Annotated in this window: 24 protein-coding genes; 7 read left to right on the plus strand and 17 right to left on the minus strand. The window is 74.2% G+C overall.

Annotated features, from left to right (window positions below):
- Positions 1 to 2: 2 nt before the first annotated feature.
- The 5 genes from OO48_RS18845 to hisC all read right to left on the minus strand — a co-directional run bounded on the left by OO48_RS18845 (position 3) and on the right by hisC (position 6,020).
- Positions 3 to 1,205, minus strand: coding sequence for an ABC transporter permease (locus OO48_RS18845; protein ID WP_106970357.1), 1,203 nt, complete (start codon positions 1,203 to 1,205; stop codon positions 3 to 5).
- A complete protein-coding gene (locus OO48_RS18850) occupies positions 1,202 to 1,981 on the minus strand; it encodes an ABC transporter ATP-binding protein (RefSeq protein ID WP_051732293.1) in 780 nt (259 codons plus the stop codon). The genes OO48_RS18845 and OO48_RS18850 overlap by 4 nt, the downstream gene beginning before the upstream one ends.
- A complete protein-coding gene (locus OO48_RS18855) occupies positions 1,981 to 3,354 on the minus strand; it encodes an efflux RND transporter periplasmic adaptor subunit (protein WP_035816208.1) in 1,374 nt (457 codons plus the stop codon). The genes OO48_RS18850 and OO48_RS18855 overlap by 1 nt, the downstream gene beginning before the upstream one ends.
- A 196-nt stretch (positions 3,355 to 3,550) precedes the next feature.
- Positions 3,551 to 4,843: a TrpB-like pyridoxal phosphate-dependent enzyme gene (locus OO48_RS18860; protein ID WP_033217743.1), complete on the minus strand. Its 1,293-nt coding sequence runs from the start codon at positions 4,841 to 4,843 to the stop codon at positions 3,551 to 3,553.
- Between the two features lie 100 nt (positions 4,844 to 4,943).
- Positions 4,944 to 6,020: a histidinol-phosphate transaminase gene (gene hisC, locus OO48_RS18865; protein ID WP_033217745.1), complete on the minus strand. Its 1,077-nt coding sequence runs from the start codon at positions 6,018 to 6,020 to the stop codon at positions 4,944 to 4,946.
- 288 nt (positions 6,021 to 6,308) lie between these two features.
- Between hisC and OO48_RS18870 the strand changes: the two genes are divergently transcribed.
- The 3 genes from OO48_RS18870 (at position 6,309) to OO48_RS18880 (ending at position 9,821) form a co-directional block, all read left to right on the plus strand.
- Positions 6,309 to 7,466 (plus strand): LacI family DNA-binding transcriptional regulator, encoded by a 1,158-nt coding sequence (locus OO48_RS18870; protein WP_033217747.1) that lies wholly within the window; start codon positions 6,309 to 6,311, stop codon positions 7,464 to 7,466.
- Positions 7,467 to 7,642: 176 nt separating this feature from the next.
- Entirely contained in the window at positions 7,643 to 8,791 is a 1,149-nt protein-coding gene (locus OO48_RS18875) for a metallophosphoesterase (RefSeq protein ID WP_081952218.1), read from the plus strand.
- A 163-nt stretch (positions 8,792 to 8,954) separates the two neighbouring features.
- Entirely contained in the window at positions 8,955 to 9,821 is an 867-nt protein-coding gene (locus OO48_RS18880; RefSeq protein ID WP_051732294.1) for a hypothetical protein, read from the plus strand.
- 345 nt (positions 9,822 to 10,166) lie between these two features.
- Here OO48_RS18880 and OO48_RS18885 read toward each other — a convergent pair whose 3' ends face one another.
- The gene (locus OO48_RS18885; protein WP_051732295.1) at positions 10,167 to 11,561 is read right to left on the minus strand and encodes an MFS transporter; all 1,395 of its coding nucleotides are present in this window, start codon (positions 11,559 to 11,561) and stop codon (positions 10,167 to 10,169) included.
- A 121-nt stretch (positions 11,562 to 11,682) separates the two neighbouring features.
- Here OO48_RS18885 and OO48_RS18890 point away from each other — a divergent pair, with 121 nt between their 5' ends.
- Positions 11,683 to 12,678 (plus strand): Lrp/AsnC family transcriptional regulator, encoded by a 996-nt coding sequence (locus tag OO48_RS18890; RefSeq protein WP_033217749.1) that lies wholly within the window; start codon positions 11,683 to 11,685, stop codon positions 12,676 to 12,678.
- A gap of 16 nt (positions 12,679 to 12,694) precedes the next feature.
- On the opposite strand, the gene OO48_RS18895 is transcribed toward OO48_RS18890, so the two are convergent.
- Together OO48_RS18895 and OO48_RS18900 are read right to left on the minus strand one after the other, a co-directional pair.
- Positions 12,695 to 13,909, minus strand: coding sequence for a M20 metallopeptidase family protein (locus OO48_RS18895; protein ID WP_033217751.1), 1,215 nt, complete (start codon positions 13,907 to 13,909; stop codon positions 12,695 to 12,697).
- Between the two features lie 85 nt (positions 13,910 to 13,994).
- Complete coding sequence (locus tag OO48_RS18900) at positions 13,995 to 14,600, minus strand: TetR/AcrR family transcriptional regulator (protein ID WP_051732296.1); 606 nt, start codon at positions 14,598 to 14,600, stop codon at positions 13,995 to 13,997.
- A gap of 97 nt (positions 14,601 to 14,697) precedes the next feature.
- Between OO48_RS18900 and OO48_RS18905 the strand changes: the two genes are divergently transcribed.
- Both OO48_RS18905 and OO48_RS18910 read left to right on the plus strand, forming a co-directional pair.
- Entirely contained in the window at positions 14,698 to 15,222 is a 525-nt protein-coding gene (locus tag OO48_RS18905; protein WP_033217753.1) for a carboxymuconolactone decarboxylase family protein, read from the plus strand.
- Positions 15,219 to 15,419 (plus strand): hypothetical protein, encoded by a 201-nt coding sequence (locus OO48_RS18910; RefSeq protein WP_033217755.1) that lies wholly within the window; start codon positions 15,219 to 15,221, stop codon positions 15,417 to 15,419. The genes OO48_RS18905 and OO48_RS18910 overlap by 4 nt, the downstream gene beginning before the upstream one ends.
- A 142-nt stretch (positions 15,420 to 15,561) precedes the next feature.
- On the opposite strand, the gene OO48_RS18915 is transcribed toward OO48_RS18910, so the two are convergent.
- Positions 15,562 to 15,984 (minus strand): LppU/SCO3897 family protein, encoded by a 423-nt coding sequence (locus OO48_RS18915; protein ID WP_033217757.1) that lies wholly within the window; start codon positions 15,982 to 15,984, stop codon positions 15,562 to 15,564.
- A 173-nt stretch (positions 15,985 to 16,157) separates the two neighbouring features.
- The gene (locus tag OO48_RS18920) at positions 16,158 to 16,904 is read right to left on the minus strand and encodes a DUF6585 family protein (protein WP_033217759.1); all 747 of its coding nucleotides are present in this window, start codon (positions 16,902 to 16,904) and stop codon (positions 16,158 to 16,160) included.
- 225 nt (positions 16,905 to 17,129) lie between these two features.
- Between OO48_RS18920 and OO48_RS18925 the strand changes: the two genes are divergently transcribed.
- Complete coding sequence (locus tag OO48_RS18925; RefSeq protein ID WP_157845490.1) at positions 17,130 to 18,029, plus strand: SecDF P1 head subdomain-containing protein; 900 nt, start codon at positions 17,130 to 17,132, stop codon at positions 18,027 to 18,029.
- 85 nt (positions 18,030 to 18,114) lie between these two features.
- Here the strand turns inward: OO48_RS18925 and OO48_RS40705 are convergent, their stop codons facing one another.
- The 7 genes from OO48_RS40705 to OO48_RS18950 all read right to left on the minus strand — a co-directional run bounded on the left by OO48_RS40705 (position 18,115) and on the right by OO48_RS18950 (position 20,225).
- Positions 18,115 to 18,237, minus strand: coding sequence for a PIN domain-containing protein (locus tag OO48_RS40705; RefSeq protein WP_280842426.1), 123 nt, complete (start codon positions 18,235 to 18,237; stop codon positions 18,115 to 18,117).
- On the minus strand, positions 18,237 to 18,464 hold the full coding sequence (locus OO48_RS39925; RefSeq protein ID WP_245194710.1) for a PIN domain-containing protein: 228 nt from the start codon (positions 18,462 to 18,464) through the stop codon (positions 18,237 to 18,239). The genes OO48_RS40705 and OO48_RS39925 overlap by 1 nt, the downstream gene beginning before the upstream one ends.
- 64 nt (positions 18,465 to 18,528) lie before the next feature.
- Positions 18,529 to 18,795, minus strand: a complete 267-nt coding sequence (locus OO48_RS18935; RefSeq protein ID WP_342449654.1) for a type II toxin-antitoxin system VapB family antitoxin — start codon at positions 18,793 to 18,795, stop codon at positions 18,529 to 18,531.
- Entirely contained in the window at positions 18,777 to 19,271 is a 495-nt protein-coding gene (locus OO48_RS18940) for a hypothetical protein (RefSeq protein ID WP_033217761.1), read from the minus strand. The genes OO48_RS18935 and OO48_RS18940 overlap by 19 nt, the downstream gene beginning before the upstream one ends.
- Positions 19,272 to 19,404: 133 nt before the next feature.
- Positions 19,405 to 19,545: a hypothetical protein gene (locus OO48_RS38410; protein ID WP_167346455.1), complete on the minus strand. Its 141-nt coding sequence runs from the start codon at positions 19,543 to 19,545 to the stop codon at positions 19,405 to 19,407.
- 45 nt (positions 19,546 to 19,590) lie between these two features.
- Positions 19,591 to 19,998 carry a type II toxin-antitoxin system VapC family toxin gene (locus OO48_RS18945; protein ID WP_033217763.1) on the minus strand — a complete coding sequence of 136 codons (408 nt, stop codon included), beginning with the start codon at positions 19,996 to 19,998 and terminating at the stop codon, positions 19,591 to 19,593.
- A complete protein-coding gene (locus tag OO48_RS18950; protein WP_033217765.1) occupies positions 19,995 to 20,225 on the minus strand; it encodes a FitA-like ribbon-helix-helix domain-containing protein in 231 nt (76 codons plus the stop codon). Before OO48_RS18950 ends, OO48_RS18945 begins: the two co-directional genes overlap by 4 nt.
- Positions 20,226 to 20,317 lie beyond the last annotated feature (92 nt).

A 20,317-nucleotide genomic window follows, 5' to 3' on the forward strand; every position in this document is an offset into this window, starting at 1 on the left:
TTCTACTCGTGCCGGAGGGCGTCGATCGGGCGCAGCGAGGCGGCCCGGTTGGCGGGGTAGCTGCCGAAGAACAGTCCGATGGCGACGGCGATGCCGAACGCGCCGAGCACCGACTCGGGGATCACCACCGGCTCGATGCCGACCACCGAGAAGTGCGAGCCGACGACGCCCGCGAGCACGCCCAGGCCGGCGCCGATCACCGACAGCAGGGTGGACTCGGCGAGGAACTGGCCGAGGATGACCGCGCGGGGCGCGCCGAGCGCCTTGCGGATGCCGATCTCCTTGGTCCGCTCGGTGACGGTCACCAGCATGATGTTGGTGATGCCGATGCCGCCGACCAGCAGCGAGATCGCGGCGACCGCGCCGAGCAGGACGGTGAAGGTCTTGGTGGTGGACTCGCGGGCGCTCAGCAGCGAGGTCTGGTTGCTGATCCGGAAGTCGGCCTTGGCGGCGTCCTTGACGGCGTGGGTGCCCATCAGGATCCGGGTGATGTCGGACTGCGCCTCGGTGGTGGCGTCGGCCGAGGACGCCTGCACCAGGATCTGGTTGACCGAGCCGAAGCCGGTGAAGGCGTTCTGCACGGTCGGCAGCGGGGCGATCACCACGTCGTCGGGGTCGTTGAAGCCGGTGGAGCCCTTGGTCCGCAGCACGCCGACCACGGTGAACGGGGTGCCGCCGATGGTGATCTTCTTGCCGACCGGGTCCTCGGCGGCGAACAGCTCCCTGGCGGTGGTCGAGCCGAGCACCGCGACCTTGCGGGAGTTCAGCACGTCGTCGGCGGAGAAGTAGTCGCCCCGGTCGACCTTCAGGTTGGAGGTCTCGAAGTAGGCGGGGTAGGTGCCGACGATCTGCCCGGGCTGGTACGAGACGTTCCCGTACAGCGCGGTGCCGCTGGTGGTGACCACCGGGGCGACCGACTTGATGGACGGGGCGTCGGTGGCCGAGGCGAGCGCCTTGGCGTCCTCCACGGTGAGCTTCTTGGCCGCGGTCGCCGAGCCGCGCGAGGCGGCGGAGGAGACGGTCAGCGAGTTGGTGCCGAGCGAGGTGATCGACTCCTTGACCGCCACCGAGGAGCCGTTGCCGACCGCGAGCAGCAGGATCACCGAGGCCACGCCGATCAGCACGCCGAGCATGGTCAGCGCGGAGCGGACCTTGTTGGCGGCCAGGCCGGCCACCGCGAAGCGGAGCATCTGCCAGGCGATCACGCGACCACCCCCGCGGCGGCGGCCGGGGCCGGCGGCGGGCCGTCGACCGGGGCCTGCCGGACGTCCGAGACGATCGCGCCGTCGACCAGCCGGACGACCCGCTTGGCGTGCAGCGCGACCTCGTCCTCGTGGGTGATCACCACCACGGTGCGGCCGCGCGCGTTGAGTCCGTCGATGATGCCCAGCACCTCCCCGGTGGAACGGCTGTCGAGGTTGCCGGTGGGCTCGTCGGCGAGCAGCATCGCGGGCGCGGTGACCAGCGCCCGGGCCACCGCGACGCGCTGCTGCTGGCCGCCGGAGAGCTGGTTGGGCTTGTGCCCGGCCCGGTCGGCCAGGCCGACCAGGCCGAGCGCGGCCATCGCCCGGCGGCGCCGCTCGGCGGCCCGCACGCCCGCGTAGGCCAGCGGCAGTTCGACCTGGGCCAGCGCGGTGGTGCGGGGCACCAGGTTGAAGGACTGGAACACGAAGCCGATCTTGCGGTTGCGGACCAGCGCGAGCTGGCCCTCGTCCAGGTGGCCGACGTCGGTGCCGTCCAGCAGGTAGCGGCCGGAGGTGGGCACGTCCAGGCAGCCCAGGATGTTCATCAGGGTCGACTTGCCGGAGCCGGAGGAGCCCATCACCGCGACGTAGTCGCCCTCCGCGATGTCCAGGTCCACGCCGAGCGGCTCGCCGCCGCCGGTCAGCGGGCCGCGCAGGGCGTGCACGACGGCGTCGCCGTGGCCGTACGACTTGGTGACCCGGCGGATCTGGATCACCGGGGGCTTGGCGGTGCGCATCAGCGGGTGCCTCCGGCGCCGCCGCGGCTGCCTCCGCCGGTGCCGCCGAAGCCGCCCGTGCCGCCGCCGAAGCCGCCCGCGCCGCCGTTCAGGCCGGGGAACTGGCCGGACGGGAAGCCGTTGCCGGTGCCCGCGGTGGTGGAGGCCAGTTCGACCTTCTCGCCCTCGGTCAGGCCCTCGGTGACCTGCACGGTGCTGTCGCCCTCGATGCCGACGGCGACCTGCACCCGCTCGGTGGAGCCGTCGTCGTGCACCACCGTCGCGGTGCGGGTGGCGCCGGTGCCCTGGAGGGCCGCGGTCGGCACCGACAGGGCGTTCTCGGCGGAGCCGGTGGTCACCGAGATGGTGGCGCTCAGGCCGGTGCGCAGGCCGGCGGTGTCGCCGCTGATCTGCAGCGTCGCGCCGTACTGCACGGCCCCGTTGGTGGAGCTGGAGGGCAGCGAGCTGACCGACAGCACGGTGGCGTCCAGCTTGGTGTCGGACTGCGCGTTCAGGGTGACGGTGGCCGGCTGGCCCTTCTTCAGCTTGAGCGAGTCCAGCTCGGAGAAGTTCGCGGTGACCTCCATCCCGGACGGGTTGGTCAGCACGATGAAGCCGGACGGGGTGGTGCTCGAACCGGTGCTGCCGGTACCGGTCTTGGTGCCGGACGAGGAGGAGCCGCCGGACGCGGACGAGCCGGAGGAGCCGGTGCCGGAGACGGTGTCGCCGACCTTGCCGGAGATCGAGGCGACGGTGCCGTCGGTGGTCGCGGTGAGCGTCGTCCCGGCCAGCGCCTCCTTGGCGTTGGCGAGCGTCGTCTCGGCGTTGTCGACCTGCTGCCGGGCGGAGGCGACCTGCGCCTGGTCGACCTTCACGGTGGTCGTGGTGGTCGGCTGCGGGGTGCTCTGGGCGCTCGCGCCGCCGCTGCCGCCGCTCCGCCCGGAGCCCGACGAGCCGCCGGACGAGCCGCCGGAGGTGGCGGGCACCGTGGTGGTCACCGTCTCGCCGGCCTCGGCCTTGGTCAGGTTGGCCTCGGCCGTGTTCAGCGCGGCCTGCGCCTGGTCGACCTGCTGCTGGGCGGCGGTGGTGTCGACGGTGGCCAGCACCTGGCCCTTCTTCACCGCGTCGCCGACCGCGACCTTCACCGAGGTGAGCCTGCCGCCGGTGGTGAAGTCCTGCCCGGCGTCGGACGGCGAGAACAGCGCGCCCGACCCGGACACCGTGGCCTGGACCGTGCCCTTGCCGACCGTGACGGTCCTGACCTTGGAGCTGGTCGCGGCCTTGCTGCTGCCGCTGTCCAGGGTGGTGTACGCCAGCGCGGCCCCGCCGATCAGGGCCACGCCGAGCGCGGAGTTGACGAGGACGGCCCCACGCCGTCGCGGAAGCACCTTCATGGCGCAGAAGCATCGCCCCGCGCTCTTGCGCCGCTCTGTGCGGATCCTGGACGCCGGCTGTGACCGGCGGTCCGGACGAACCCGCCCGTACCGACCGTGCGGGGGGCGACGGCCCACCGGCCGACCACCAGCCCTTGACCCGACTCCCAGAAACCTCCCAGCGAAGTCCCGTCAGTGCTTCACGCGGGCCCCGCCGTCAGTCGGTGAGCCTGCCCGCGAAGTGGTCCAGGTACGCCTGCATGTCGAAGTGCCCGTGCCCGGACAGCGCGAACACGATCGCCTTCGACTCGCCGGACTCCCGGCAGGCCAGCGCCTCGTCGATCGCCGCCCGCACCGCGTGGGCGGACTCCGGCGCGGGCACGATGCCCTCGGCCCGGGCGAACGCCACGCCCGCCTCGAAGCAGGCGGTCTGCGGCACCGCGACGGCCTCGACCAGGCCCAGCTCCTTGAGGTGGCTGACGATCGGCGACATGCCGTGGTAGCGCAGCCCGCCGGCGTGGATCGCGGGCGGCGCGAAGCCGTGCCCCAGGGTGTGCATCCGCATCAGCGGGGTGGTGCCGGCGCTGTCGCCGAAGTCGTACTCGTAGCGGCCCCGGGTCAGCGAGGGGCAGGACGCGGGCTCCACCGCGAGCGCCCGCACCGCCCGGCGGCCCGCCAGCTGCTCGCCCAGGAACGGGAAGGCCAGCCCGCCGAAGTTGGAGCCGCCGCCGGCCGCGCCGATCACCACGTCCGGGTAGTCGTCGATCCGGGCGAACTGGGCCAGCGCCTCCCGCCCGATCACCGTCTGGTGCAGCAGCACGTGGTTCAGCACCGAGCCGAGCGCGTACTTGGCCCGGCCGCCGGCGGCCGCCACCGCCTCGACCGCCTCGGAGATCGCCAGCCCCAGGCTGCCGGCGGCCGCCGGGTCGGCCTCCAGCGCGGCCCGGCCGGCGGCGGTCAGTTCGGAGGGCGAGGCGTGCACCCGGGCGCCGTAGGTCTCCATCAGGGCCCGCCGGTAGGGCTTCTGGTCGTAGGAGACCCGGACCATGAAGACCTCGCAGTCCAGCTCCAGGAAGGAGCAGGCCAGGCCGAGCGCGCTGCCCCACTGCCCGGCGCCGGTCTCGGTGACCAGGCTGGTCACCCCGGCCGCCTTGTTGTAGTACGCCTGCGCCAGCGCGGTGTTGAGCTTGTGCGAACCGGTCGGGTTGCCGCCCTCGTACTTGTAGTAGATCCGGGCGGGGGTGCGCAGCGCGCGCTCCAGGCGCTCGGCGCGCACCAGGGGCGCGGGGCGGAAGCGGCGGTACAGGTCGAGGACCGGGCCGGGGACGTCCACCTCGCGGGGGCCGCCGAGTTCCTGGGCGACGAGCTCGGCGGGGAACAGCGGGGCGAGGTCGTCGGCGGTGACCGGCTGCTTGGTGCCGGGGTGCAGCATCGGCGGGAGGGGCCGCGGCAGGTCCGGCAGGATGTTGTACCAGGCGGTGGGGGTCGGGTCGGCGTCGTGCTGGCTCATCCGGGCTCTCCCTGCGGTGCGTCGTGCGCTTGCCGCAGGGAGTCCTTCCACCCGGCCGGGGCGGGCAACCGCGCTGCCCGCCCCGGCCGGTGACGCGGGCTCAGATCTCCTTGCGGAACGCCTCGGCCGCGGCCAGGAACAGGTCGTTGCCCTCGGTCTCGCCGATCGACACCCGCACGCCCTCGCCGGCGAAGGGGCGCACCACCACGCCGGCCTCGGCGCAGGCGGCGGCGAAGTCGGCGGTGCGCTCGCCCAGCCGCAGCCAGACGAAGTTGGCCTGGGAGTCGACGACCGTCCAGCCCTGGGCGCGCAGCGCGGCGCCGACCCGGGCGCGCTCGGCGACCAGCGCCTCGACCCGCTCCAGCAGGGCCCGTTCGGCGCGCAGCGAGGCGACCGCGGCGTCCTGGGCGAGCTGGCTGACGCCGAACGGGACGGCGGTCTTGCGCAGCGCGTCGGCGACCGGCTCGTGGGCGATCGCGAAGCCGACCCGCAGGCCGGCCAGGCCGTACGCCTTGGAGAAGGTGCGCAGCACGCAGACGTTGGGGCGGTCGCGGTAGAGCTCGACGCCGTCGGGCACCTCGGGGTCGCGGATGAACTCGCGGTAGGCCTCGTCCAGCACCACCAGGACGTGCGCCGGGACGGCGTCCAGGAAGCGGACCAGCTCCTCGCGGTGGATGGCCGCGCCGGTCGGGTTGTTGGGGTTGCAGACGAAGACCAGCCGGGTGCGGTCGTTGATCGCGGCGAGCATCGCGTCGAGGTCGTGGGCCTCGTCGGCGGTGAGCGGGACGGGCACGGGGGTGGCGCCGGCGACCTGGGTGATGATCGGGTACGCCTCGAAGGAACGCCAGGCGAAGACCACCTCGTCGCCGGGGCCGGCCGCGGAGAGCACCAGGGACTGGGCGACGCCGACCGAGCCGGTGCCGGTGGCGACGTGCTCGGCGGGGACGCCGAAGCGCTCGGCGAGCTCGGTGACCAGGCCGCTGACCGCCATGTCGGGGTAGCGGTTGAAGTCGCCGGCGGCGGCGATCGCGGCTTCCAGCACGCCGGGCAGCGGCGGGTAGGGGTTCTCGTTGGAGGACAGCTTGAAGGCGTCGGCTCCGGCCGGCTTGCCGGGCTTGTAGCTGGGGATGCCGTCCAGGCTGGGCCGCAGGCGGGGGCCGTGTTCGCGCTGAACCACGGGGTTCTCCGTTTCTCGTTCCTCGACGGTGGGCCGCGTTCGGCCCCCGGTCGGGTGCTGCGAACGATACCGACCGCCCTCACCCGTGCGGGTGAGATGCTCGTCCGGGTTACGGGTGCAGTTCAGCCATTCTGCCGGGTTCCTTTGGCACATGTCAGAGGTATCCGGGCCGGAAAACCGCTGCTATCGAAGGGCGTCCGGCCAAGGCGTTCATGGAGAAACGTATCTCCGGCCTTCTGTAGCGAACCGGTCACGGACCGCCGTCACGCACCATACGATCGGTCCGCCATGACAGCAGCAGCCAACCAGAACGGTCGACGGGCCACCGCGTCCCGGCGCCTGGAGCGGGCCGGCATCCGGGACGTCGCGGCGGCCGCCGGCGTGTCCATCACCACCGTCTCGGACGCCCTGAACGGCAAGGGACGGCTCCCGGACGAGACCCGCAGCCGGGTCCGCGAGGTCGCCGAGCGCCTCGGGTACCGGCCGTCCGCGGCCGCCCGCACCCTGCGCACCGGGCGGTCGGGGCTGATCGGCCTGACCGTCACCACGTACGGCGAAGAGCCTTTCACCTTCACCGAGTTCGCCTACTTCGCCGAGATGGCCCGGGCCGCCACCAGCGCCGCGCTGGGCCGCGGCTACGCCCTGGTGGTGCTGCCCGCCTCCTCCCGGCACGACGTGTGGAGCAACATCGCGCTGGACGGCACGGTGGTGATCGACCCGCCCGACCAGGACCCGCTGGTCACCGAGCTGTACCGGTCCGGCGTCCCGGTGGTCTCCGACGGCAAGCCGGGCAACTGCCCGGTCACCGCCTGGGTCGACAACGACCACGAGGCCGCCGTGCTGAACATCCTGGAGCACCTCAGCGAGGCCGGCGCCCGCCGGATCGGCCTGCTCACCGGCACCTCCACCGACACCTACACCCGGCTCTCCACCGAGGCGTACCTCGCCTGGTGCGACCGGGTCGGCCAGGAGCCGGTGTACGAGGCGTACCCGGCGCACGACCCGGCCGCCGGGGCGGTGGCCGCCGACCGGCTGCTGGCCCGCCCGGACCGCCCGGACGCGGTGTACGGCCTGTTCGACCCGAACGGCACCGACCTGCTGGCCGCCGCCCGCCGCTACGGGCTGCGCGTCCCGGACGACCTGCTGCTGGTGTGCTGCAGCGAGTCCGACGTGTACGCCAACACCGAACCCCCCATCACCACGCTGTCGCTGAAACCCCGTCGGATCGGCACCACCGTGGTCAACCTGCTGATCGACGCGATCGAAGGAGTCGACGCCGGCACCGGCACCACCGCCGGCCGGCTGTTCCCGCCGCGCTACCGCACCGCCGGCACCGGCCCGCCGCCCGGCACCCTGATGCCCACCGAACTGATCGTCCGGGCCTCCTCGCAGCCCCGCGCCCCGCGCACCACCGTCAGCCCGCCCCGGCCGCCGGGCGAGGCGTAGGGTCCGCCCGGCGGGCCCCGACCACGGCCCCCGCCCCGGCCACTGGTCCAGACCACCGCGAAACGGGGCAGACCGGACGGCCGGACGGCCCCGCGCGGGCCGGTCGGGCGGTTCGACAGAAATCGGATACCGACCAGGTGAGGACGGCGGGAGAGTGCGCTTCCTATGATGGGCGAATGACACCCGAGGACCTCTTCCGCGAACCCGAGCAACCGCACTCGGGCCCCCGCCCCCGCCAGGACCTCGACGTGCTCCCGCAGGGCTCCTACTTCGAGCCGGCCGAACCCGCCGGCTACCCGTACGAGGAGACGTACAGCACCTACGGCGGCGCCCGCTACCTGGAACAGCACTGGGCCCCGGCAAGCCAGTTCGGCGCCGACGCGCCCCCCGTGCCCGGCCACTACGCGCCCACCGGGCAGGCCCCGCACGAGGACCCGCCGACCATCGAGCTCGGCCCGCCGATCGACACCCCGCCCGTCGAGGTGCACTTCCCCTACCCGCAGCCCGAGCCCGGCGAGGGCCCCGGACCGCTGTTCGTCATCGGCGACGTCCACGGCTACCTCGACGAACTGCTCGCCGCCCTCCACCAGCAGGGCCTGATCGACACCGAGGGCCACTGGTCGGCCGGCCGCTCCCGGGTCTGGTTCCTCGGCGACTTCACCGACCGCGGCCCCGACGGCATCGGCGTCATCGACCTGGTCATGCAGCTCGCCGCCGAGGCCGCCGCGGCCGGGGGCTACTGCCGCGCCCTGATGGGCAACCACGAACTGCTCTTCCTCGGCGCCTCCCGCTACGGCGACGAAGCCGTCCAGTCCACCGCCGGCACCGCCTCCTTCCTCGCCGCCTGGCGCCTCAACGGCGGCCAGCAGCACGACCTGGAGCGCCTGCAGCCGCACCACATCAGCTGGCTCTCCCGGCTGCCCGCGATGGCCCTGGAGGACGGCCACCTGCTGCTGCACTCCGACACCACCGCGTACCTGGAGTACGGCGAGACCATCGCCGACGTCAACGACGCCGTGCACGCCCTGCTCGCCGACGAGGGCATCGACGAGTGGTGGGACGCCTTCCGCAAGTTCACCAAGCGCTTCGCCTTCCGCGGCCAGGCCGGCACCATGGCCGCCCAGGAACTGCTCGCCGTGTACGGCGGCTACCGGGTCGTCCACGGCCACAGCCCGATCCCGTACCTCACCGGCGACCAGCCCGAGGACGGCACCCCGCCGCACGTCCCCGGCCCGTACATCTACGCCGACGAGCTGGCCATCGCGATGGACGGCGGCGTGACCATGGACGGCCGCCTGCTGGTCGCCCGGCTGCCACTGAACTGACACCCGCGGGCCCGCCCGCGAACTGGACACCCGAACGACAACCGCACCGACGTGCAAGGGGACCGAGCACACGGAAGTTCCGGAAAGAGGCTGTCGGCCCGCTCCCGCGCGCCCCTACCATCGAGGCCACTGACCTCCGTCGACCTCGCGGAACGGGGTACCCATGAGCAACCCCCCGCGCCTGCTCGCCGAGGACCGCGCCGACTTCGCGCGGCTGCTCGACGAAGCGCTGCGCGACACCGGTGTCCGACAGGCCCTCGCCGAACCGGGCGGGCACCTCACCGCCGAACAGCTGCACACCAAGGCGCTCGCCGACGCCGACACCGTCGCCGCACCCGCCGCCGCCGAGTACGCCCACTACCTGGCGCTGCGCACCGCGCTCGCCGAGCACCCGGGCACCGCGCCGCCCGCCGGCGCCGGGCTGTTCCCCGTCCTCACCGTCCTCACCCCCGTCCTGGCCGGCGCCGCCGGGCTCGTCCTGCTGCTGCTCGGCTGGCTGCTGCGCGCCGCCGCGCCCGCGCTCGTGCTCGGCCGCTCCACCGTCACCGCCGGCGTCGTCGCGCTCGCCATCGCCGCCGGAGCCCTGCTGGTCGGCGGCGCCGGACTCGTCCTCACCGCCCTGCGCGACGCCTCCGCCGCCCCCGGCCACGCCGACCCGCAACAGCACGCAGACCTCGTCGAAGCCCGCGACGCCTGGCGCGAAGCGCTGCGCGAACGCGCCCTGCTGCCCTGGCTGCACGCCAACCTGGCCGCCGCGCCGGTCGCCCCGCTCCCGCCCGCCCGGACCGCCCCGCCCGACCTGCACAGCCCCGGCTACAGCCGCGCCGCCTACTCCTCCCCGGGCTTCACCAGCCCCGGCGTCGAAGGACTCACCGACGACCGGGGCCGCCCGCGCGAGCACTCCGCGGAGTTCACCGGGCCCGGCTACTCCTCCCCCGACTTCACCAGCCCCGGGTCGGAGGGGATCACCGGCGCCCAGGGCCACCCGCGGCTCGACGGACCGGAGTTCACGGGGCCCGGCGAGGTCTGAGGGCGGGCCGTCCGGGGGCCCGGAGAACGGCGGGGCCGGGCTGCCGACGGTTCACCGCCGGAGCGCGCACCGGCTCGCGGTTCCGTGCGGGCACGCGGCGGCACCGGCCTCCGACGGGCTCCGGCCGCCGGCTCCGCACCTCCTGGCGGGCCCGGAACCGGGGAGCTCGCCGCCGGTACGCCGCCCGCCTCGCCATCGCGCCGGACTTCTCCGTCCCGGACGTGGCCCCGCCCGTCCCCGACCGCGTCCCCGACCGCGTCCCCGACCGCGTCCCGACCGCGTCCCGGGCACGGACGGCGCCGGCCTGCGGTGGGCCGTCACCGCCCTCCCCCACCGGACGGGGCGTCAGGCCACCGGGGTGCGCCGCAGCGCCAGCGCGACCGGCACGCCCAGGCCGCACAGCACCGCGCAGCCCGTCCACACCAGGGTGTACGCGCCCTCCGAGGGGACGTCCGCGCGCAGCACCAGGTGGTCCAGCACCGCCGCCGCGACCACGCCCGCCGCCGCGCCCGCCAGGGACTTCAGGGTGTTGTAGACGCCCGTGCCGATGCCGGTCTGCTCGGCCGGGAGCCGCCGCATCAGCAGCGCCGGCAGCAGGCTCAGCCCTAGCCCGGCGCCGTACCCCGCGAACGCGCCGCCCAGCACGAACTGCCAGGCCGCCGCGTGCCCGAGGGCGATCACGCCGTAGCCCGCGGCGCACAGCGCGAAGCCGCCGCCCAGTACGGCCGAGGCGTCGTGACGGAGCGTCAGCCGGTGCGCCGTCACCGCGCCCAGGGTGGCCGCCGCCGTCTGCGGGAGCACCAGCAGGCCCAGCACCAGCGGCACCGCGCCCAGGCCGTAGCCGGTCTCCGCGGGCTTCGCCGCCTCGAAGGCCAGCGTCGGGCCCTGCGCCCCGTACAGCGCGCAGCCCAGCAGGAAGCTCAGCCCGAACACCGGCGCGGTCGCCCGCCGGACCAGCAGCCGCACGTCCACCATCGGGGCGTCGGTGCGCAGTTCCTGCCGGACGAACAGCGCCAGCAGCGCGGCGCCCGCCGCCAGCAGCGGGAGCGTCACCGCGCCGGGCAGCGCCCCGCTCGCGCCCAGGCCGGACAGCAGCACGGTCAGGCCCAGCGAGAGCAGGCCCGCGCCCGCCCAGTCGATCCGGCCCGCCGCCCGGGTCGCCGACTCCGGGACCAGCCGCCACACCACCGGCAGCGCCAGCACCGGCAGCGCCGCCAGCGCCCACAGCAGCGGACGGGTCGCCGCCGGGTCCGCGCCCAGGCCGCCGACCGCGAGCGCGCCCAGCGTCGAGCCGACCGTCAGCGCCCCCACCAGCGGGCCGACCGCCCGGCCGCCGCGCTCCTCGCCGAGCCGGTCGCGCAGGATCGCGAACTCCAGCGGCAGCCAGCAGGCCAGGAACCCGGACAGCGCCCGCCCGGCCAGCAGCACCGGCAGGTCGGGGGCCAGCGCGGTGACCACGAAGCCCAGCAGGGTGAGCAGCACGGTGGCCCGCAGCAGCCGGCGGTGCCCGTACAGGTCGCCGAGCCGCGAGGTCAGCGGCACCGCGACGCCCGACACCAGGAACTCCGCGCCCAGCGCCAGGCTCAGGTCGGAGGCGCGCAGGTCCAGGTGCTCGCCCAGGCGGGGCAGCAGGATCGGGAAGCCGCCCTGCAGCACCCCGCTGGCGAACTCCACCAGCGCCAGCAGCGGGACGGCGGACAGCGCGGGACGGGCGGGAGGAGGGAGGACGGTGGCGGTCATCGGCGGTTCCGTGGGGGTGCGGAGGGTGGTGGGGGTGGCGGCAAGGATGGCTAACCTGGAGGCCACCGCACCGCCCACGCACGAATCCGTTCCTGCGGCCGACCCCGCGCAAGGATCAGCCATGATCGACGAACTCGACCTGGCGCTCGTCGACGCCCTCCGGGTCGACCCGCGCGCCCCCTGGTCCCGGCTGGCCGCCCCGCTCGGCGTCGATCCCGCCACCCTCTCCCGCCGCTGGGCCCGGCTCACCGCGAACGGCGACGCCTGGGTGACCTGCTACCCCTCCGCCGACCGGATCGGCCGCGGCCTCACCGCGCTCGTCCGGGTCGACTGCCCCGCCGACCGGGTCACCGCCGTCGCCGCGGACCTCGCCCGGCACCCGCAGACCGCCAGCATCGAACTGGTCACCGGCGACGCCGACCTGCTGCTCACCGTCGCCGCGTACGACCACGCCTCGCTCACCTCGTACCTGGTCGACCGGCTCGGCACCGTCCCCGGCGTCCTGCGCACCCGCACCACGCTGGTCGAACGCACCCTGGTCGAGGGCAGCCGGTTCTCCAACGGCGCGCTGGACGCCGAGCAGCGCCGCGCCATCGCCGCGCCCCCGCCGGGCGCGGCCCGGCCGGTCGCCGACCGGCGGGTCGAGGAGGACCTGGCCCTGATCCGGGCGCTCGGCGCGGACGGCCGGATGCCCTACGCCGAACTCTCCGCCCGCACCGGGCTGCCCACCACCACCGTCCGCCGCCGCCTGGCCGAACTGCGCGACTCCGGGCGGGCGGTGCTGCGCTGCGACGCCTCGCCCCGGGTCACCGGCCACCCGGTCGGCGCGATGCTCTGGCTCGACGTCCCGCCCGCGGCGCTGCCCGACGCCACCCGGCGCCTCACCGCCCTCCCGCAGACCCGGATGTGCGCGGTCACCGTCGGTCCGGCGAACCTCGCGCTCTACCTGATCGCCCCGCAACTCCCCGACCTGCGCCGGATCGAACAGGACCTGGCGCACCACCACCCGGCGATCCGCGTCCACGACCGCCACGTCACCCTGCGCACCCTCAAACTCGTCGGCCACCTGCTCACCCCGGACGGCCGCCGGACGGGCTACGTCCCGATCGAGCCCTGACGCCGGCAGGGGCTCCCTACCGCAGCTTGCCGAGCGCCAGCGCCGCCAGCAGCGCCGCCGCGTCGCCCAGCACGCCGTCGTCGAAGCGGGCCTGCGCGGAGTGGTTGTACGGCGCGGTGAACGGGTCGGCGTCCGCCGGGCAGGCGCCGAACATGACGTACGCGGCGGGGACGTGTTCGGCCAGGACGCCGAAGTCCTCGGAGCCGGCCACCGGTCGGGGCATCTCGAAGTAGCGCTCGGCGCCCAGCAGTTCGCGGGCGGTGCGTTCGGCGTACGCGGCCTCGGCGGGGTCGTTGACCGTCACCGGGTAGCCGTGCTCGACGACCGCGTCGACCCGGCAGCCGTGCGCCTCGCCGATGCCGCGGACCACCCGGACGGCCTCGGCGAGGACCAGCTCCCGGGCCGCCGGGGAGAAGGAACGGATGGTCGCGCCGAAGGCGGCCTCGTCGGGGATGACGTTCTCCGCGGTGCCCGCGCGGAAGGTGCCGACGGTGAGCACGACAGGGTCGAAGGCGTCGAAGCGGCGGGTGACCATGGTCTGCAGGGCGAGCACCGCCTCGCAGGCGACCGGGACGGGGTCGACGGCCAGGTGCGGGCTGGAGCCGTGGCCGCCGCGGCCGCGGACCACCACCCGCAGCGTGTCGGAGGCGGCCATGATCGGCCCGGGGCGGCCGGCGACGTGGCCGGCCGGGAGCAGGGCGGCGCCGACGTGCAGGGCGTACGCGGCGACGACCCGCTCGCCGGCCGCGTCCAGGACGCCGTCCTCGACCATCAGGGCCGCGCCGCCGTCGCCCTCCTCGCCGGGCTGGAACATGAACACCACGCTGCCGGCCAGTTCCTCGCGGCGGGCGGCGAGCAGCCGGGCCGCGCCGACCAGCGCGGCGGTGTGCAGGTCGTGCCCGCAGGCGTGCATCGCGCCGGGGACCTCGGAGGCGTACGGCAGGCCGGTCTCCTCCCGCACGGGCAGGGCGTCGAGGTCGGCGCGCAGCAGGACGGCGGGGCCGGGGCGGGCGCCGCGCAGGACGGCGGTGACGGAGGAGAGCCGCTCGCCGAGGGTGGTCTCCAGCGGGAGGCCGTCGAGGGCGGCGAGGATCCGGGCCCGGGTGCGGGGGAGGTCGAGTCCGACCTCGGGGTCGCGGTGCAGGGCGCGCCGCAGTTCGACGAGTCCGGGGTGGAGCGCGGCGGCGTCGCGGCGGAGTCCGTCGAGCGGGGGGTGAACGTCGGCCGGCATGGGTGCGCCTCCTGGGTGGACGGGGAACGGACGGTTCCCCGGCATCCTGGCCCCGGTGCGGGCCGGCCGGGCCCGGGCGCACGGATCACCCGCGATCGGCGGGTGCCGCGCACGGATCTTCCAGCGGCGGGCCGGCCTGCGCGGCGGACGCCAGCAGGGCGGCGGCGATCTCCCCGGCCTCGGCGGCGGGGGCGGCGGTGCCCTCGCGCAGGGCGGTGACGATCGCGCCGTCCATCAGCAGCACGAGCCGCCGGGCCAGTTCGGCGGCCGGCCCGGGGGCGTGGCCCTCGGCGGCGAGCAGGGTGGCGACGTACTCGGTGACCTGCCGCTTGTGGGCGGCGGCGACCCGGTGGGCGGGGCTGTCGGGGTCGGCGGTCTCGACCATGGTGTTGATGAAGGCGCAGCCGCGGAAGTCGGCGCGGGCGAAGCGTTCGGCGAGCGCGTCGAACAGGGCGGCCGGGCGGCCGCCGAGGGCGGTGACGCGTTCGGCCAGCCAGTCGCGCCAGGCCCGGTCGCGGCGGGTGAGGACGGCGACGACGAGTTCGTCCTTGCCGGTGAAGTGCCGGTAGAAGGAGGCGCGGCCGACGCCGGACTCGGCGAGGATCCGCTCGACTCCGACCGCGCGGACGCCTTCGGCGTAGAACAGCGCCTCGGCGGTGTCGAGCAGGCGGGCACGTGCGTGGGTGGCCATGTCCCCAAGGCTAGCGGGTGGTTGACGTTTTTCGGTACCGATCGGTACCGTCTCGTCGAGTCAGAACGGAACCGATCGGTACCATCTGGAGGGGACGATGCCACGCCTGCCACTGCTCACCGAGGACCCGGACGGCCTGCTGGAACGCACCAGGGCGCGCCTCGGGCGGCTCCCCAACCTGTACGCCACGCTCGCCAACTCCCCTGCCGCACTGGGCGGTTACCTCGCCCTGCACGAGCACCTCGGCAACGGCGCGCTCACCCCGGCACTGCGCGAACAGCTCGCCCTGCTGACCGCCCAGCACAACGAGTGCACCTACTGCGTCAGCGCCCACACCCTGCGCGGCCGCCGCCTGCTCGGCCTCAGCGACGAACGGCTCGCCCGCGCCCGCGAGGCCGCCGACGACACCGACCCGCACGCCGACGCGGTGCTGCGCCTGGCCGACCGCGTCCTGCACACCCGCGGCCGGGTCGACGACGAGGACCTGGCCGCCGCCCGCGCGGCCGGCGTCACCGACGCCGAACTCGCCGAGATCACCGCCCACGTCGCGCTCAACACGCTGTCCAACTACTTCAACCACCTGGCGCGGCCCGCGCTCGACTTCCCGGAGGTCCCCGCATGACCGGCCCCACCCGCCGCGGCACCGTCGAACTCCGCCCCGGCTACACCGTCCTGGACGCCACCGGCACCCCCGTCGACCGCGCCGAGGACGTCGAGTTCACCCTCGACGGCGGCTTCGCCCACCTGCGGCTGCCCGGCACCACCACCGTCCAGACGGTCTCCGCCCCGGCCCTCCACCGCCTCACCCACCCGGCCTGAGCCACCACCGGGCAACGGCCGACAGCGGCCGACAGCGGCCGGGCCCCGGCCCGCGGCCCCCGCTCGGCGGGGGTGCGGACCGGGGCCCGGGGCCGGCGCTTCAGCGCGACGGCGTCACTGCCCAGGCGTCACCGCCCAGGCGTCACCGCTTCAGGTCCAGGCAGAGGACGAACTTCTCGCTGCCCTTCTGCTGCGCGATGGCCGAGACGCCGTCACCGCACGCGTCGAGGTCGAAGCTGTTCTCGATGACCCGGCTGACCGTGGCGTTGGCACTGGCGTCGTCGCAGCCCACCACCTTGAACTCCGGCTTGCTGTCGGTGCCGGAGACCACGGCGCAGTCGCCGGCCTTGGCGCGGACCGGGTCGTCACCGAAGAACTCGCCGATTCCGAACTTGACCGCCGCGATGACGACGACCACCGCGACGAAACCGATGATCTTCTTGGCCCTGCCCTTCTTCGGGGCCTCGGCGGCGGTCTGCGCGGCGGCGGCGTACTCGAAGGGAGCGGTGGCGGGCGCCCCGGGCGCGACCTGCTGCTCGTGCTGGGGGGTCTGCGGAGTGGACATGGGTTCCTCTTGATCTGGGTCGCCTCGCGACGTGTGCGCGCACACTATCCACGTCCGAACCGGACGTTCCCGGCATTCACCGAGATATCGAGCGGGCGTGACCCAAAAGAAACGCAAAGAATCCCCAAACGGTTTCCCGTCGGGCCCGCTGATTCGCCGTCAGATATCCGTGATTACGCGCCCCGGCTGCGGAGTTCCTCGACCACGCACAGGAAGAGGAAGAAGTTCGGGATCTTGTGGACCGGGGTGTTCGACCAGGGCATCCACTTCCCGGCCTTCCGCAGGGCCACCATGCCGCGCCTGACCTCGACCTGCTCGATCTCGCCCCACGGCACGCCGGCCCGGTTCGCGGTCGCCACCCCGGCGGCGTTCACCACCATGTCGCCGAAGTGGACCGTCCCGCCGCCGTTCAGCAGGGCCAGCGCGCCGGCCAGCTGGGCCCGGGTGATCTCGTGCTGGATCGCCGCGCCCCAGACCTCCGGGTCGGCGTAGAAGCCGGTCAGCCGGCCCTTCGTCCCGTCCGGCCGGAAGAGCCGGTAGTCGTAGTTGGTCCCGACGTAGACGCCGTTCACGTACCGCCGGGTGATCCGCTGCAGCACCGACACCGCGTCCCAGCGGAACGCGACCGGGCCGGACGGCTCGTCCAGCACCAGCCCGTGCTCGAAGCAGTGGATCCGCCGGGCGGCCTGCTTCCGGTTCAGGTTGGGCGTCTGCCACAGCAGCCACAGGAAGTACAGGCCGGGCAGCACGAAGGCCAGCAGGCCGAACAGGCCGAACACGGCCAGGCCCAGCAGCCGCCAGAACCCGGAGCGCTTGGGGAGGAAGACGGCCCGGTGGCCGCCCAGGCCCTCGGCGGCGGCCAGCGCGGCCACCCCGTCGGAGAACGGCCGCTCGACCGGCGGGGTCTGTACGTCGTGCACGGGTACCTCTTCGTCGCGCTTCACCACGGAAAATGCCGCAGGTCGGCGGCCACCGGATGCTACTGGCAACCGGCCGCCCCGGAAAGGCCCCTTTCCCCGGCCGATTCGGTACCGCCCGGTAAATCACGGACCGCCTGCCGGAACGCCCTTTCCGGGCCGCGGCCGCCGGCCCCGAATTACCCCGAAACCCACCGAACCCGGCGGCCGACTGCCAGAATGACCGCCATGGAGCATTCCCGCCGCACCGTCGGCGCCACCGCCCTCCTGCTCGCCTGCGCCCTCGGCGCCACCGCCTGCGACTCCGGCACCGACCCGAGCCCGGCCCCGCCGACCGGGGCGGCCACCACGGCCGGGAACGGGACGACCACCGTCTTCACCACCGACCGGCCGCTGAACGGCGAGGCGCTCACCCGGGCCGCCGAACAGCTGCGCCACCGCGCCGAGTTGCTCGGCCTGCCGCACCCGGAGGTGAAGACGGACGGCGGCACCCTGGCGCTCACCACCGCCGGCCCGGTCGGCGACCGGCTCGCCGCGCTCACCCACCGGCCCGTGCTGGAGATGCGCCCGGTGCTGGCCACCGCGCCGGTCGGCGCCGCCCCCGCCGCCCCCGCCGAGGGGGACGTCCCGGCGCAGTGGAAGGACCGCTTCGAGGCGCTGGACTGCGCCGCCGCGACTTCACCCGGCACCGCTTCGCCCACTGCCACCACCGCGCCCGCCGACCCCGGGGCCGAGACGCTGGCCTGCGGCGGTGCCGAAACCAGCGGCTCCCGCTCGAAGTTCGTCCTCGGCCCGGTCGCGGTCCAGGGCGCCGACATCGCCGACAGCAGCGCCGCACGCGACCAGAACGGCGCCGGCTGGCAGGTCCGGCTGCACTTCACCCCGGCCGGCACGGGCGCCTTCGGCAGCCTCACCGGCCGGATCTCCACCCTCCAGAGCCCCGCCAACCAGCTCGCCGTCCTGGTGGACGGCACCGTCCTGTCCCACCCCTACGTCGCCCAGGCCATCACCGGCGGAGAGGCCGTCATCTCCGGCTCCTTCGACGAGGACGACGCGAAGCAACTCGCCGCCCAGCTCGCCACCCAGTCCCTCCCCGCCGACCTGCACCCCGCCGCCACCGACTCCTGACCCCGCATCACCGGCCGCCCGTCCCCGCTCCGCACCGCGGCGCACCTGGCCGACGACCTCCCCGGCACCGCACGACGAGCGGACGCTAGCGCGGGACGTCGCGGACGTTGCGTTGGAGGACGTCGGTCAGCACCTCGGCGGCGGTGACGTAGCCGTTGTCGTCGTGCAGCACGATCAGCCCGTGGTGCGCCGCGGTGGCGCAGATCATCAGATCGACGGTGGACAGCGCCGGACGGCGCCACCGCTCCGGGCGAGCCGGGACTGGGCCGCCTCGACCCAGCTCCACATGTTCTTCGGCAGGGGGACGTCAGGGTAGAGGTCGGCGAACGTCTCGCCCATCTGCTCGTAGTGCACGAGGTTGCGGGCGGAACGCCGGAACTCGGTGCGTTGAGGACCGCACGACCCGATCACGCGCAGGTCGATCTCCTCCCCCACCCGACATTGAGGTGCTGCTCGCGCAACAACCGCCGCACGGCGGTGGAGTCAGCGAGGTACAGGATCACTCGGCTCCCCGCTTCTCCGCGTCGTGGAGCCGCTGCCACCCTTCGTCGTCCCACTCCCGGGAAGCCGGCACGTGCCGGGCTCGACGGGCTGCGCGCTCGTGCCTCTCGGCGTACTCGCGGAGGGCGGCGTTCACCACCTCCTTCTTGGTCGCGCCCCCGAAGAAGCGCAGGGCCTCGGCCGGCGGGAGGTGGGCCCGGCTGCCCCGGGCGGCGAACTCGGCGGACTCGGCGGCTTCTCCCCCGCCTACAGGCAGATCCAGCAGTAGAGCTTCTCGCCGGCGCCGCGGGCGCGCCTGGCCAGTCGGATCAGCTCTTCGGCCAGCGGCTGCACGTCTTCGACGCCGGCCGGGCGGAGCTCCTCCGTCTGCACCCACCTGGCGACGGCCGCCGGCACGTCCGCGTCGCTCACCTCTGCCAGCGTGTCCCGGACCGAGGCGGCGAGTTCGACCACCCACGGGCCCGTGGCCCAGGGATCGTCCTCGGCCTGCGGGTCGCTCGGTCCGGGCTCCGGGGTGGTCGGCCAGACGGGCCGCTCGGTCACGAGCCCCGCTTCCCAGGGGACCTGACGGATGGCGGCGACCAGTTCCCCCAGCATGAGGTCCGGATCCAGGCGCTTGGCCTCGACCCCGTCGAAGTGGGGGTGCCCACCGCCGACGAGCGGGCGGTCGTCCGGATCCTGCAGCGCCCGTACGACCGAAGCCGCATCGGCGGCACGGAAGTAGTCGGTCAGCACGCCCATGGGTTTCCTTCCCGCGCGGTCATCCGTCAGCCGCCAGTTGACCAGGCCCGACCGACACACCGACCCCGGCCGGAGCACCGCGCCGGGAAGCCCCCTCCTGCCTCCCGGTGCGGTGCCCCCGTGCGGCGTGCCGTCAGTCGGCGAGCGGGAGGTAGACCTTGTTGCCCCGGGCGGCGAACTCGGCGGACTTCTCGGCCATGCCGACCAGCGCGGCGCGTTCGGCCTGTTCAGCCTCGCCGCCGTGTTCGTCGCGGATCCAGCGACTGATCTTCATCGAGCAGAACTTGGCCGAAGGCAGCACTGCAAGGAGTTGAGCCAGTCATGGGTTGATCGATGAAAAGACCTCGACCTCGCACTTTGCCGCACCACTGCGTTTGATCCTCGCATCGCTGGTGATCAGCGGTACGCCCAGGGACTCCGCCAGGGCGACGTACTGGGAGTCGTACGCGCTGAGGTTGGCATGCAGCTTCTTCACCCGGTCCCAGAAGGGGAGCGTCTCCCGTTTGACGATAGGAAGCATCAGGTACGCGGCGATCGCCCTCTCCACTTCCTTCTGGGTCAGCTTGCCGCCACGCTGCATGCCGAGGAGGGCAGACTGGATCTCGTAGTCGAGGAGGGTCGGGGCGTAGACGTCTCCAGCCTCGACCACGCGCCTACGGACGAGTTCGCCGTCGGAGGTACGGGCGGTGAGAACCAGGACGAGAGCGGAGCAGTCGATGACGATCAACGTCCGGCTCGCCCCTCATCGATGGCAGCGAGGACATCGGTCGTGCTGATGTCGGCCGTGGTCTCCCGATTCAGCCGCTCCATCATCTGCGCCATCGTGGGCTTGGACGCCTCCCTGGCGATCAGCTCCTGCATGAACGCCTGGAGCGACTGACCGGCCTGGGCCGCGCGAACCTTCAGGGTCTGGACCTGGTCATCCGGGACATCCCGGATCGTGAGGACTGTCATGACTGCATTATAGCTTCAGTGCCTGCAAAATGCAGATAGCCGAGGGCGGAAAGCGACGCCGCGCCGTCCGGGAGGCGGGAGCTCCCGGACGG

This window comes from Kitasatospora phosalacinea (assembly GCF_000716545.1).
GTDB classification, from domain to species: Bacteria; Actinomycetota; Actinomycetes; order Streptomycetales; family Streptomycetaceae; genus Kitasatospora; species Kitasatospora phosalacinea.

Coding starts and splice junctions, on each gene's coding strand:
- OO48_RS40705 (WP_280842426.1), bottom strand. CDS start 18,237: ATGATCTGCGCCACCGCGGCGCACCACGGGCTGATCGTGCTGCACGAC.
- OO48_RS18885 (WP_051732295.1), bottom strand. CDS start 11,561: ATGACCGCCACCGTCCTCCCTCCTCCCGCCCGTCCCGCGCTGTCCGCC.
- OO48_RS18890 (WP_033217749.1), top strand. CDS start 11,683: ATGATCGACGAACTCGACCTGGCGCTCGTCGACGCCCTCCGGGTCGAC.
- OO48_RS18915 (WP_033217757.1), bottom strand. CDS start 15,984: ATGTCCACTCCGCAGACCCCCCAGCACGAGCAGCAGGTCGCGCCCGGG.
- OO48_RS18880 (WP_051732294.1), top strand. CDS start 8,955: ATGAGCAACCCCCCGCGCCTGCTCGCCGAGGACCGCGCCGACTTCGCG.
- OO48_RS18900 (WP_051732296.1), bottom strand. CDS start 14,600: ATGGCCACCCACGCACGTGCCCGCCTGCTCGACACCGCCGAGGCGCTG.
- OO48_RS18895 (WP_033217751.1), bottom strand. CDS start 13,909: ATGCCGGCCGACGTTCACCCCCCGCTCGACGGACTCCGCCGCGACGCC.
- OO48_RS18910 (WP_033217755.1), top strand. CDS start 15,219: ATGACCGGCCCCACCCGCCGCGGCACCGTCGAACTCCGCCCCGGCTAC.
- OO48_RS18905 (WP_033217753.1), top strand. CDS start 14,698: ATGCCACGCCTGCCACTGCTCACCGAGGACCCGGACGGCCTGCTGGAA.
- OO48_RS18950 (WP_033217765.1), bottom strand. CDS start 20,225: ATGACAGTCCTCACGATCCGGGATGTCCCGGATGACCAGGTCCAGACC.
- OO48_RS18855 (WP_035816208.1), bottom strand. CDS start 3,354: ATGAAGGTGCTTCCGCGACGGCGTGGGGCCGTCCTCGTCAACTCCGCG.
- OO48_RS18870 (WP_033217747.1), top strand. CDS start 6,309: ATGACAGCAGCAGCCAACCAGAACGGTCGACGGGCCACCGCGTCCCGG.
- OO48_RS18860 (WP_033217743.1), bottom strand. CDS start 4,843: ATGAGCCAGCACGACGCCGACCCGACCCCCACCGCCTGGTACAACATC.
- OO48_RS18940 (WP_033217761.1), bottom strand. CDS start 19,271: ATGGGCGTGCTGACCGACTACTTCCGTGCCGCCGATGCGGCTTCGGTC.
- OO48_RS38410 (WP_167346455.1), bottom strand. CDS start 19,545: ATGAAGATCAGTCGCTGGATCCGCGACGAACACGGCGGCGAGGCTGAA.
- OO48_RS18875 (WP_081952218.1), top strand. CDS start 7,643: ATGACACCCGAGGACCTCTTCCGCGAACCCGAGCAACCGCACTCGGGC.
- OO48_RS18850 (WP_051732293.1), bottom strand. CDS start 1,981: ATGCGCACCGCCAAGCCCCCGGTGATCCAGATCCGCCGGGTCACCAAG.
- OO48_RS18925 (WP_157845490.1), top strand. CDS start 17,130: ATGGAGCATTCCCGCCGCACCGTCGGCGCCACCGCCCTCCTGCTCGCC.